Source organism: Lentzea sp., from assembly GCF_035525475.1.
GTDB lineage: Bacteria > Actinomycetota > Actinomycetes > Mycobacteriales > Pseudonocardiaceae > Lentzea.
This window is the reverse complement of the sequence record NZ_DATLEC010000019.1, coordinates 1-12,111: the sequence shown is the minus strand read 5'-3', so window position 1 is coordinate 12,111 and position 12,111 is coordinate 1. Positions and strand designations below refer to the sequence as shown.

Sequence of the window (12,111 nt, the reverse complement as noted above, 5' to 3'; positions counted from 1 at the left end):
GCGTTGTCGCGGTGGATCATGCTGCCGTGGCCGGCGGTGCCCTTGACCCGCAGCTTGAGCCAGCGGATGCCCTTCTCGGCGGTCTCCACGAGGTAGGCCCGCACGTCGTCCTTCAGCGTGATCGAGAACCCGCCGACCTCGCTGATCGCCTCGGTGACGCCCTCGAAGAGCTCCGGCCGGTTCTCGACCAGCCACTTCGCCCCGTACAGGCCACCGGCCTCCTCGTCGGCGAGGAAGGCGAAGACGATGTCGCGCGGCGGCACGACGTTCTCGCGCTTGAAGTGCCGCGCGAGGGCCAGCGTCATGCCGACCATGTCCTTCATGTCGACGGCGCCGCGTCCCCACACGTAGCCGTCCTGCACCGCGCCGGAGAACGGGTGCACCGACCACTCCGAGGCGTCGGCGGGGACGACGTCGAGGTGGCCGTGGACCAGCAGCGCGCCCCGGCTCGGGTCCGACCCGGCCAGGCGCGCGACGACGTTGCCGCGCCCCTTGGCGCCCGACTCGACGTAGGTGGTCTCGTACCCGACTTCGGACAGCTTCTCCGCCACCCACTCGGCGGCCTTGCGCTCGCCCACGACCGTCGCGGGATCACCCGTGTTCGTGGTGTCGATCCTGATCAGCTCGCTGACGAGGGTGACAGCCTCGTCCTCGGCCAGTGCCAGTGCGTTCCCCGTTGTGCTCACCCCGTCTTCCTACCACCAGTCAGAACACGGACCAGCCTGTGGACGTGGTGAAACGGTCCAGCGCGTCGACACCGGCGACGGAGTTGCCCCGTGCGTCCAGGCCGGGGCTCCAGACGCAGATCGCGCACCGGCCCGGGACGACGGCGATGATGCCGCCGCCGACACCGCTCTTGCCGGGCAGTCCGACGCGGTAGGCGAACTGCCCGGCGGCGTCGTAGGTGCCGCACGTGAGCATGACGGCGTTGACCCGTTTGGCGCCGCTGACGCCGAGCAGCCGGGTGCCGTCGTTGCGGACGCCGTGGCGGGCGAGGAAGAGGGTGGCGCGGGCGAGGTCGGCGCAGCTCATGGTGATCGAGCACTGCCGGACGTACTCGTGCACCACGACGTCGACGGGGTTGCGCATGTTGCCGTAGGAGCTCATGAAGTGCGCGAGAGCGCGGTTGCGGTCGGAGTGGCCGAGCTCCGACTTGGCGACCTCGGGGTCGACGTCGATGCCGTCGTTGCCGCTCTCCTGGCGCAGGAAGGCGAGGAGCCGGTCGGTGGCGCCGTGCCCGAGGTGGTCGGTGACGACGAGAGCGCCGGCGTTGATGAACGGGTTGCGCGGGATGCCCTGCTCGGTCTCGAGCTGGACCAGCGAGTTGAACGGGGAGCCGGACGGTTCACGGCCCACGCGCGTCCACACGTCGTCGTTCTCGGCGAGGGCCAGAGCGAGCGTGAACACCTTGGAGATGCTCTGGATCGAGAACGGCGTCGCGTGGTCCCCGGCGCCGAAGACCTCGCCGTCCGGTGTGGCGACGGCGAGGCCGAAGGCGTGCGGGTCGATCCTGGCGAGCGCCGGGATGTAGTCGGCCACGGCACCGCCTGGCGTGACCTCGGATGCGATGCGGTCCACCAGGTGCTGCAGGTCCATGGACGACATCCCATCACGGGACGGGCGTCACGCCACCGGGAACTCGTGGAACTTGGTGGCCTGGCCGGGCTTCACGGTGCAGGGGACGTTGACGACGCCGATCCACGTCGGCTCGCCGTTGGCGTAGCGCGGCGTCAGGGCGAGGGAAGCGTCACCCAGGTTGATCGAGGCCGTGCCCGCGTTGGGCAGCGTCAGCGCCGGGAAGGTGCCGTTGGCCACGACCTGGAACGAGCCGGACGAGGGCACCGGCGTGTTCGGGATGGTCAGCGTCGCCGTCAGGTTCTGGACGGAGGCGCCGTTGGTCACCTTGACGGGGGTGCTCAGCGTTCCGTCGACGGAACGGCCACCGATCCACCACAGGGTGTTGCGGACGTCGTCCGACACGGTCGACGTGACGGTCGTCGCGGACGGTGCGGTCGGCACCCCGACGGTGGCGGAGTCCGGCGCGTTGGGCGAGGTGACCACGGACGGAACGTCGTGCGTGCCGGCGATCGAGAACTGGCACGTGTAGGTGATGCTCAGCTGGGCGGTCGCGGCGGAACTGGTGCCGGCCGTCGTCACGCTCAACGCTCCGGCAACCAGAACGACGGCGGCGACACGTGCGAAAAGTCCGGTCTTCATCTGCAGGGACCTCCTGAGTACGACATTGAACTGCAAGAAGGCGGTGTTGCTTTACTCGCCAGTAAAGTAACCACCCCGCATTCCGGGAGGCAAGCGAAAACCCGCTTTTGTCATCCGCGTGCGAAATAGGTTCCGGTGATTTGTCAGTCGCGCTGCAACAAATAGTGCGCGCGCAGCGCGAGTTCGAGGGTGAACCGCTCCCCGGCGTCGTGCATCCGGTCGCCGAACAGTTCGTCCAACTGGTTCACGCGGTAGCGGACGGTCTGCGGGTGCACCTGCAGCCGGGCGGCGACCTCGGGGGCGCCGCCGCGTGCCGACAACCACACGAGCAGCGTCTCGGCGAGCTTGGTGCGCTGCCGGTCGGTCAGCGGCGCGAGCGGCGCCAGCGCCCGTTGGGCGAGCTGCCGCGCCAGGAACTCGTCCGCGAGCACGGTCAGTTCGACGAGGTGGTCGGCGCTGTCGAGGACGGGCCGGTCCGGCAGCACCTTCTCCCTGCTCAGCGCCAGGACGCGGCGGGCGCAGGCCAGCGACGTGCGGGCCTCGGCGGGCGCCACCGGCAGCCCCACCGCCGCTCTCCAGCCGGGCAGGGCTCTGCGCAGCCACCGCGAGACGGCGACCGGGTTCGGCACGAGCAGGTACGGCGTGGCGTCCTCGAAGTTCACGAGCACGTCGGCCGGCAGGTCGTCGGCTGGAGCCGCGGACGGTTCGAGCGCGACGGCCACCAGGCGGTCCGGCATCGGCCACGCCGCCGCCCGCGCCGCGTCCAGCACGGCCTGCCAGTTGCCGGAGGGGTCACCGACGAGCAGCTCCATCAGCCTGCGGCGCTTGCGTTCCAGCGTGCCCGCCGCACTCGCCTGCGCGGCCGCATACCCCTCGACCGACAGGCTGACGAGCTCGTCGACGTGCGCGATCATCGCCTCGCCCAGCACCGACATGAGGTGCAGCGACAGCTCCCGCCGCTCGGCGAACCCGCACACGTGCCGCCACGCCACCCGCGCGCCGATCCGGTAGGCGGCCTGCAGGCTGTCGAGACTGCGGCCGGACTTGAACTCCCACGCGCCGAGCTTGCGGTGGATGTCGTCGTGCGGGTCCGGCTCGGTGTCGGGCGCCGCGATCGTGTCGACGAACTTCACCAACGCCTGTCGAATGCCGTCGACGACGTTCTGGCGGAACTCGCTGTATTCCGGAATGGCTTTTTCGATTGCCTCGAAAATGCTCACCGAAACGGGCGCGACCTCCATTCGGAGCAGCGGCGCCAGCTCGTGCGGGACAGATCTGCGCGGATCGTCCGGCTGAGTCATCCTGGCAAGTGTAGAAGAGAAACGAAACCGGGTCGTTCAGCCAACTGGACCAAGTGGTTCACAGGAAGAACAGCCGTGCGACGGCATCGCGCGCCACCAGGAACCCGGCGATGCCGAGAACCCAGCCCGTCGCGCTCGCGCCCTTCTCGGTGAACCACGTGCTGATCCTGGTCAGGAACGGGTCGATCCTCGTCCTCAGCGCCAGCCGCGCGCCGAGCAGCACCACGGCGGGCACGATCATGACCAGGCAGTACCCGGCGAGCAGCAGCCCGATCTGGGCCGGCTCGAGGTCCGCGGCGCTCATCATCCCGATCGCGCCCAGGTACGGCAGCATCGTCGCGAGTTCAACGACACCGGCCAGCAGGGCGACTCCCGCGAGCGCCGCCGCGGAGCCGTTGGCGTTGACCCGGTTCCGCCACTTCCCCGTGTCCCGCTTCTTCTTGCCGTCGAACCGGAAGCTGACGGCGAACAACGCCACGCCGATCACCAGCTGGACCCACGACGCCACCGGGCTGTCGAGGTGGCCGGCCAGCCGCGACGCGCCGAGCACGATCAGGACGCCGACCGCGAAGTAGAACACCGTGATCGTGCCGAGGTAGACGGCGAACCTGCCCAGCCTGAGCCTGCCGGGCGTCAGCATCAGCCAGATCGGGATGAACAACGTCCCGATGCTCGTCGAGTCGAGCAGCGCCAACCCCGCCAGCGCCGCCACCAGCCCCAGTGTCATGCATCCCCCAAGCCGTTTTTAATACAGTCGTGAGAATACCAGGCCTCGCCGGTGCTCAGGGCCGATACCAGCCGCAGTCCGTATACATGGCGTTCATGGATCTCACGGCGGTTCCGCTGGTCGCGTTGCGAGTGTTCCAGGAGGTGGCCGAGCGGGGCACACTCGCGGCCGCCGCCTCGGCGCTGGGCTACACGCAGTCGGCCGTGTCCCGGCAGATCGCCGCGCTCGAACGTGTGGTGCGCGCGCCGTTGCTCGACCGTCAGCGCGATGGCGTCCAACTGACCGATACGGGGCACGTGCTGCTGCGGCACGCGGGTCTGGTGCTCGCGCAACTCGACGCGGCGAGTCGTGAGCTGTCCGGGCTGCCGGCCACCGCGGGCACCGTGCGTCTCGGGTGGTCCGCCAACGCCGTGTTCCCGACCGCGTTGGCGGCGTTGCGGCGCAGCCATCCGGCGTTGACGGTGACCACGCGCGAAGGCACCACTGCTTCGTTGGTGCGCGCGCTGCGGGCCCGTACCGTTGATCTCGCCGTGCTCGCGTCGGAGTCGCCTTTGGACGATGAGACACCGGCTCTGCGCACCAAGGTGCTCGACGACCGTCCGCTGCTGCTCGCGGTGCCTTCGACGCACCCGCTGGCGTTGAAGGACTTCGTGGACGCCGCCGATCTGCGCGGGTGGGCGTGGATCGCGAGCCCACCGCCCGGCCTCGGTGTGTGGCCCGGTCTCGACGAACGGCCGGCGGTCGCGCACGTGGCCCGTGACTGGCTGGCCAAGCTCCAGCTCGTGGCGTCGGGCGCGGGCATCACGACGTTGCCCGAGCCGCTGGCTACGTCCGTCTCTCACGGCGTGCGCGTGCTTCGGGTGCGCGGCTCTCGGGAGCGTCACCGCGTCGTCGTGGCGTGGCTCAATCTGTCCGAACCGGCGTCCGTGGTGGTGGACGCGCTCGTTGGCGCCGCATGACATCTGTCATGGGGAACTGGTGTCGTGCCGCACTGCCGGACCGGGGTTTTTGCCGAGATCGTTGACCGCATGACAGCGATCGAGGTGCGCGAGCTGACTCGCCGGTACAGCGGCGGGTTCGAGGCCGTGCGAGGGGTGTCGTTCGACGTCGAGCGCGGCGAGATGTTCGCCCTGCTCGGCACGAACGGCGCGGGGAAGACGTCGACGGTGGAGGTCGTGGAAGGGCTCTCGCGCCCGGCGGAGGGGACCGTGCGCGTGCTCGGCCACGACCCGTTCAGCGAACGTGCCGTCGTGCGGCCGCGGGTGGGCGTGATGCTGCAGGAGGGCGGCTTCCCGCCGGACCTGACCGTCGCCGAGGCGACGAGGATGTGGGCGGGGACGCTGACCTCCCCGCGCCCGGTCGACGAGGCGTTGTCGCTGGTCGACCTGGCGCACCGGGCGTCGGTGCGGGTGAAGCAGCTGTCGGGCGGTGAACGTCGTCGCCTGGACCTGGCGCTGGCGTTGCTGGGCAAGCCCGAGGTGCTGTTCCTCGACGAGCCGACCACCGGGCTCGACCCGGAGAGCAGGCGCAACACGTGGGAGCTGATCCGCGGGTTGCTGCTCGAGGGCGTGACGGTGCTGCTCACGACGCACTACCTGGAGGAGGCGCAGGCGCTGGCCGACCGGCTGGCGATCATGCACCGCGGCCGGATCGTCGCGCAGGGAACGGTGTCCGAGGTGGTGGACGCGTACCCGTCCCGCATCTCGTTCGCTCCCCCGGCAGGCGTCGCGCTCCCCGTCGTCGCCGACCTGGACGCGTCGGGACGCGTGACCGTGCGGACGAACGACCTGCAGCAGACGCTGCACGAGCTCCTGGCGTGGGCGCATGCCCACGGAGTCGAGCTGTCCGGTTTGGACGCCCGGTCGGCGTCCCTCGAGGAGGCGTTCCTGGCGATCGCGGAGGAGGCGGCATGAGGGCCGTGGCTGTCGGGCAGGCGGAGCTGAAGCTGTTCTGGCGCAACAAGACCGCGCTGTTCAACTCGCTCGTGCTGCCGTTGCTGCTCATCCCGGTGCTGGCCTCGGTCGACGCCGACGGCGTGCCGCTGGTGGTCGGCCTGATCGGGTTCGCGCTGGTGATGGCGGTGTACTACAACCTCGTCACCACGTTCGTCGCCCGGCGCGAGGAGCTCGTGCTGAAGCGCCTGCGCGTCGGCGAGCTGACCGACCCGGAGATCCTGGTGGGCGCGTCCCTGCCGTCCGTCGTGGTGGCGCTGGGGCAGATGGTGCTGTTCGCGGCGATCGTCGGCGTGATCACCGGCGTGGACCTGCCGTCCCGCCCGTGGTTCATCCTGCTGGGCGTGATCGGCGGCGTGGCCGTGTTCGCGCTGCTGGCGGCCGCGTCGTCGGCGTTCACCCGCACCGTCGAGATGGCCCAGGTGACCTCGCTGCCGGTCCTGATGGCGTGCATCCTCGGCTCCGGCCTGATGTTCCCGCTGTCGATCCTGCCGGAGAACCTCCAGTCGGTGCTGCGCCTGCTCCCCCTGACCCCGGTGCTGGACCTGCTCCGCGCCGCCTGGCAGGACGGCCCGGTGCTGCGCCCGACGATCGTCCTGGCGGTCTGGATCGTCCTGGGCACCTACGCTGTGCGACGCTGGTTCCGCTGGGACCCCCGGAGGTGATCTTGCTCGACTGGTGGCGGTCCCGCGGCAACGCGGCGCGGTTCGACTTCTTCGTCCGCGCCACGTTCTACCTGGCCTACCTGTTCCTGCCACCGTTCCTGATCCTCGGCATGGCAAGCGAGATCAGCACCGCCGCCGTCCTCACGGCCTCGGCAGCGGTGCTGGTCCACGTGGTGCTGGGCATCCGCCTGGCCCACCGGGGCATCGAGCACTACCTGGGCAGGACCGCGTTCCCGAGCCGGCTGCTGGTCGCGTTCGCCGTCTACACCGTCGCCGTCCTGGTCACCGCCGAACTGGCCTACCCGCACCCGTCACCCGGCAAGCCCGACAGCCCGGCGGACGGCATCGCGGTGCTGTTCCTGGCGCTGACGATCACCACGCTCTCCGCCCTGCGCCCCGTCCGCCCGCTGGTCCTGGCGACCCCCGCCACCTGCCTCTACCTGTTCTTCACCGCACCGCTGGGCCACGCGGTCGCGTCCACCGTGATGCTGGTCTTCCTGGCTCTCGCCTTCCGCAGCACGCTCTGGATGCTGGGCCTGGTCTGGGAACTCGACCACTCCCGCGAGGTCCGAGCGAACCTGGCCGTGGCAGAGGAACGCCTCCGCTTCGCGAGAGACCTGCACGACGTAGTAGGCCGCAACCTCTCCGTGGTGGCTCTCAAGGCAGATCTGGCAGCCCAACTCGCCCGCCGAGGCCGCGAGAACGCCATCGACGAAATGCTGGAAGTCCGCCGCATAGCGCAAGACTCCCTGGACGAACTCCGCGCCGTCGTGAGCGGCTACCGCACAGCCGACCTCTCGGCGGAACTGGCCGGCGCCCGCTCCCTGCTCGCCTCGGCAGGCATCGACTGCCGCGTGATCGGCGACGTCACCTTCGAAGGCGAACCAGCAGGCGCCCTGGGCTGGGCAGTCCGCGAAGGCGTCACCAACGTCCTGCGCCACAGCAAGGCCAGCAGGTGCACGATCACGTTGCGGGGCAAGATCCTCACCATGTCCAACGACGGCGTCTCCCTCTCCGAAACCCGCTTCGGCAGCGGCCTGACGGGCCTGCGCGAACGAGTCTCGGCCCTGGGCGGCTCCGTCACCGCAGCCCCAGAAGCTCCCAACCGCTTCGTCCTGACCGTGGAGCTCCCGTGATCCGCATCCTGCTGGCCGACGACGAACACCTCATCCGAGGCGCCATGGCAGCCCTGCTCTCGCTGGAAGACGACCTGGAAGTCGTGGCCCAAGCCGCCACAGGCGCCGAAGCCCTGGCCACAGCACGGGCAGTCCGCCCAGACGTAGCGGTGATCGACCTGCAGATGCCAGATCTGGACGGCGTAGCAGTGGCCCAAGCCCTGTCATCCGACCTGCCGTCGTGCGGCACGATGATCGTCACGAGCCACGGCCGTCCAGGCCACCTGAAACGAGCCCTGGCAGCAGGCGTGAGGGGCTTCCTCCCCAAAACCGTCTCGTCGGACGTCCTCGCCACGGTAGTCCGCACAGTCCACTCAGGCGGCCGCTACGTGGACCCGGCACTAGCCGCAGAAGCCATCAGTGCAGGCGACAGCCCTCTGACCCCAAGAGAAGCCGACGTCCTGGAACTGGCCCTGGAAGGCGCCCCCATCGACGAAATAGCCCGCCGCGCGTCTCTCTCCCCCGGCACAGTCCGCAACTACCTCTCCTCAGCGGTGGGCAAAACCGGCGCCTCGAACCGCCACGAGGCAGCCCGCTACGCCAGAGCCAAAGGCTGGATCTAACTCCCCCACCACCGAAGAACCCTCAAGGCGTACAACGTCAGCCACTTGGACGGCTCACCTTCGCCCACATCTACCTCAAACCACACCCGCCCAGGATGCCGCCCACCCTGCAACCAGGTCCCATCGACCTGCCGAGCATCCTCGATCATCTCCACGGCAGCCCCCATCCGAGGATCCTTGACGCCGGCCAGCCGGAAGTACTCCATGGCATTGAGCACGCTGTACCCCCACCGAAACGGCGACCGGAACCGCGAAACCCACTCCCCCACAGCCTCCTGAGTGGACAACCGCTTGTAGAGCTCCCGCTCCAACAGGTACTCGTCCCCACGCCGCCGCGCAGCCCTGCTCGCCTCAGACCCACCAGTGACCAACTCGTGAGCCAGCAACCCCTTCACCGAGTTGAGCGTCGAATGAAACGACGACCGCGTGGACCCCTCAACCCACTCACAGTTCCACCCACCATCCTCCAACTGACGCCCGACAAACCACTCAGCGATCCCCTCGACGTCAACCCCGAGCCACACCCCGTTGGCCAACGTCCACGAGTTGATGCAGCAGTCGACCTCCCCACCCCAATAGGGCAGGTCCTGGTACTCCCACCGACACCCAGCCGCGAGCAACTCGACAGTCCGCCGCTCGTGCAACACCCGCGGCTCAAGCCCCCACTCCCGCAGCGAGTTCAACGACCAGGTGGTAGCAGTCCAAGGCTGCCCCTCCTCCTTCCCGTCGAACCCAGCGGGAAAGAAGGCCCCACCAGCCCACATGCCATCGGCCCCCTGCGCCGCCAGCAACCGAGCCCCAAACCCCTCAACGCCCACCCGAGCCCGAGTGGCCTGCCAAACCTCAGCCGGCTCACCCACAAGATCCCTCTGCACCTGCCACCGCAGGGCCGGGTCGGAGTCGAGCAACCACCCCATCAGCTCATCCACGGCCAGACCCTAGCCCGCGCCCACCCGACACCTTTCCACCGCTCCAACCAGCACAAACACCGTCTCGAGCCCCCGATTTTGGTGCGCGCCGACGATCATGTAACCTATGCACACACCACGGCGAGAGCCGAGGCAGAACTAGATACGTCCGGGTGGCGGAATGGCAGACGCGCTAGCTTGAGGTGCTAGTCCCCGAAAGGGGGTGGGGGTTCAAGTCCCCCCTCGGACACAAAAATGTCGCAAATTTGCGACGTCTACGTGGCAGGTGCTCAAGTCCACTTGAGCACCTGTTTTGCGTTTCCGTGCCACGTACAGGTGGCGTTCGATGACGATTTCCTACATCCGCCCGATCGTCCCGGACACGACGCCGGAAAAGGCGTCCGACACCTTGACCCGCGCCATTGCTCAGCCTCTCCCCCTGATCGCTGTCCCCGCGTCCCGGCCTCCCAGGCTGACGAACGTCCTGTACCGGATGGCCACCGTGGACCAGCGCGGCCGCCTCGCTGACCGACACACCACGGCCGCACTTGACTGGAACGCGGGCACGAGGCTGAACATCCGCGAGCACGACGGCCTGCTGGTCATCACCGCCGACCCGCACGGCGTCTTCCAACCCACCAAGCAGGGCTACCTCCGCCTACCGGCAGACGCCCGCCGCGCAGCGGCCATGAGCTGCGGCGACGGGGTACTCCTTCTGACACACCTCGACCGCCAGACCGTCACGGTGTTCCCACCAATCACCCTGGACGACCTCCTGCTGCGCGTCCTGCCGGGTGGTGAGGAGGCGTGATCGGCGCCCCGACGCAAGCTGAACTCGACGCCGCACGCTTGGTCCTCGACCGCATGGGTGTCACAGCCGAAGACCTGCTCAACTCCGTGAGGCCGCCGGCACCCACGTTCGGCGAGTACATCCCGGTCGTCTCGGCCGCGGTCAGTGACGGCACTCGCCGCGCCTACACCCCGTACTGGAACCGGGTGCTGGACCAGTGGGCGGACATTTCGCTCAGCGACCGCAGCCCCACCGACATCCAGCGGCTCGTCCAGCACATCAAGGCCAACCTCACCGTCCGCCGCAACACCCGCAACGGCAATTCCGCCGCGGAACACCTCATCGCCGCGCTGCGCTGCCTCCACCGGCACGCGGTCAACGACGAGCTGATCGACGAGCGCTCCAACCCGGCCGTCAAAGTTGCCAAGCCGCGGCGTCAGCCCAGCAATCGGCGGGCGTTGTCGGGCAGGCAGATGGACCAGGTCAACGACATCGTCGCGACGACCGGCAATGATGCGCAGCTCGACTCGTTGATCATCCGGTTCCACACCGAGACTGCCGCCCGACGCGGTGGCGCACTAGCTCTGCGGCCCAAGGACCTCGACCAGGAGCAGTGCCTGGTCTACCTGCGGGAGAAGGGCGAGACCTCACGCTGGCAACCGGTCTCCCCCACCCTGATGTGGCACCTGCTCCAGCATGTTGAACATCGCGGCGCACCAATGAACGGCCGTCTGCTCCGCAACGCGAACGGCACCCAGATCACCTACCACCGCTACGACTACCGCTGGAGCCGCGTCGCCGCGGATCGGCGGGATCGCGTCGATGAGCGGGATCAGCTGGGTGACGTCGTTGCGGTGTCCGCCGGTGAGTGTGACGGCCAGCGGGACCCGCTGGCGTCGGTGATCAGGTGGTGCTTGGAACTGAGTTTGCGGCGGTCGACCGGGCTCGGCCCCGTGTGGGCCCCCCTTTGAGCGCACGCAGGTAAGTGGAGTCGACCAGGGCCGCGGACAGGTCCAGTAGCCCGGAGGCGCGCAGTTCGGCGAGCAGAAGCTCGTGTAGTTGCTGCCAGACGCCGGCCTCGTGCCACTCGGTCAACCGCCGCCAGCAGGTCGAGCCCGAGGCACCGAACAAGGCAGTGGGCAGCCGGTTCCATCCGATGCCAGTGCGCACCGCGTAGAGGATGCCTTCCAGCGCGGCCCGGTCGTCGGCATGTCTGCGACCTGGATAGCGGAAGCGCCTCGGGGGCATCGGGATCAACGGTTCCAGCCGAGCCCAGAGCTCGTCGGTCAAGACCTCCTCACACACACCGTGATCTTGGAATGTCCTGTCCCGCAGGCAAAGCCGACACGCCAGCTCATTTTGAACTGGTCACTAAGCCCGCTTCAGCTCAGGTAGCGCCTATCCGGACGAAGTGCGGGTTGTAGACGCGGCATGCGAACCTCTGATGAGTTTCACACTAGACGAGGTTGCCGAGCTCCTCGCGGGTTCACTGTTCGGTTGACCACTTCCGACGTGGAATAAGACCTGATCAGGTGGAACGCTACAAGTATCCCGCTGGCCGCCCGCTCAATACTGGGCCGCATTGCACCTGTCTCGCGTAGTGCGCTGTGCCCCTTGTTTGCGGAAGCGGCATTTTTGCCGCCAGTTGTTGATAACGTGACTCATGTGACTGCTGAGAGCCATGACGACGGTGCCGTGTCCAGACCCAACCGCGCGGGCGCGGCCTGGTCGGCGCAGGACACCGCAGCTCTGTTGGACGGGCTCCGGCACGGCATGACGCTGAACGCACTGGCGCGAACGTTGCAGCGCACGA

At 68.5% G+C, this 12,111-nt stretch carries 12 protein-coding genes, 1 tRNA gene and 1 pseudogene; 7 read left to right on the top strand and 7 right to left on the bottom strand.

From position 1 onward, the window contains the following. The 5 genes from VM306_RS02300 to VM306_RS02280 all read right to left on the bottom strand — a co-directional run. Positions 1-686: M20/M25/M40 family metallo-hydrolase (locus VM306_RS02300; RefSeq protein ID WP_325510517.1), on the bottom strand; the 686-nt coding region annotated here is incomplete at its 3' end. Positions 687-705: 19 nt separating this feature from the next. Continuing rightward, on the bottom strand, positions 706-1,596 hold the full coding sequence (locus VM306_RS02295) for a glutaminase (protein ID WP_325510516.1): 891 nt from the start codon (positions 1,594-1,596) through the stop codon (positions 706-708). 27 nt (positions 1,597-1,623) lie between these two features. After that, a complete protein-coding gene (locus VM306_RS02290; protein ID WP_325510515.1) occupies positions 1,624-2,217 on the bottom strand; it encodes a DUF6801 domain-containing protein in 594 nt (197 codons plus the stop codon). Between the two features lie 143 nt (positions 2,218-2,360). Continuing rightward, positions 2,361-3,518 (bottom strand): helix-turn-helix domain-containing protein, encoded by a 1,158-nt coding sequence (locus tag VM306_RS02285; RefSeq protein WP_325510514.1) that lies wholly within the window; start codon positions 3,516-3,518, stop codon positions 2,361-2,363. Between the two features lie 58 nt (positions 3,519-3,576). Then, the gene (locus VM306_RS02280) at positions 3,577-4,245 is read right to left on the bottom strand and encodes a GAP family protein (RefSeq protein ID WP_325510513.1); all 669 of its coding nucleotides are present in this window, start codon (positions 4,243-4,245) and stop codon (positions 3,577-3,579) included. 95 nt (positions 4,246-4,340) lie between these two features. Here VM306_RS02280 and VM306_RS02275 point away from each other — a divergent pair, with 95 nt between their 5' ends. The 5 genes from VM306_RS02275 to VM306_RS02255 all read left to right on the top strand — a co-directional run bounded on the left by VM306_RS02275 (position 4,341) and on the right by VM306_RS02255 (position 8,600). Further along, a complete protein-coding gene (locus tag VM306_RS02275; protein ID WP_325510512.1) occupies positions 4,341-5,204 on the top strand; it encodes a LysR family transcriptional regulator in 864 nt (287 codons plus the stop codon). A 69-nt stretch (positions 5,205-5,273) separates the two neighbouring features. Continuing rightward, positions 5,274-6,158: an ABC transporter ATP-binding protein gene (locus VM306_RS02270; RefSeq protein ID WP_325510511.1), complete on the top strand. Its 885-nt coding sequence runs from the start codon at positions 5,274-5,276 to the stop codon at positions 6,156-6,158. Then, positions 6,155-6,862: an ABC transporter permease gene (locus VM306_RS02265; RefSeq protein ID WP_325510510.1), complete on the top strand. Its 708-nt coding sequence runs from the start codon at positions 6,155-6,157 to the stop codon at positions 6,860-6,862. Before VM306_RS02270 ends, VM306_RS02265 begins: the two co-directional genes overlap by 4 nt. After that, on the top strand, positions 6,859-7,998 hold the full coding sequence (locus VM306_RS02260) for a sensor histidine kinase (protein WP_325510509.1): 1,140 nt from the start codon (positions 6,859-6,861) through the stop codon (positions 7,996-7,998). The genes VM306_RS02265 and VM306_RS02260 overlap by 4 nt, the downstream gene beginning before the upstream one ends. Continuing rightward, positions 7,995-8,600: a response regulator transcription factor gene (locus VM306_RS02255; protein ID WP_325510508.1), complete on the top strand. Its 606-nt coding sequence runs from the start codon at positions 7,995-7,997 to the stop codon at positions 8,598-8,600. The genes VM306_RS02260 and VM306_RS02255 overlap by 4 nt, the downstream gene beginning before the upstream one ends. Here the strand turns inward: VM306_RS02255 and VM306_RS02250 are convergent. Beyond that, positions 8,597-9,529, bottom strand: a complete 933-nt coding sequence (locus VM306_RS02250) for a squalene cyclase (RefSeq protein WP_414672315.1) — start codon at positions 9,527-9,529, stop codon at positions 8,597-8,599. The genes VM306_RS02255 and VM306_RS02250 overlap by 4 nt on opposite strands. Before the next feature lie 146 nt (positions 9,530-9,675). Here VM306_RS02250 and VM306_RS02245 point away from each other — a divergent pair. Then, positions 9,676-9,758: transfer RNA gene (locus VM306_RS02245), tRNA-Leu, on the top strand. 96 nt (positions 9,759-9,854) lie between these two features. Next, positions 9,855-10,319, top strand: coding sequence for a hypothetical protein (locus VM306_RS02240; protein ID WP_325510507.1), 465 nt, complete (start codon positions 9,855-9,857; stop codon positions 10,317-10,319). 776 nt (positions 10,320-11,095) lie between these two features. On the opposite strand, the pseudogene VM306_RS02235 reads toward VM306_RS02240, so the two are convergent. Beyond that, positions 11,096-11,546 (bottom strand): annotated as a pseudogene (locus VM306_RS02235) (IS5 family transposase); the annotation flags it as partial. Positions 11,547-12,111 lie beyond the last annotated feature (565 nt).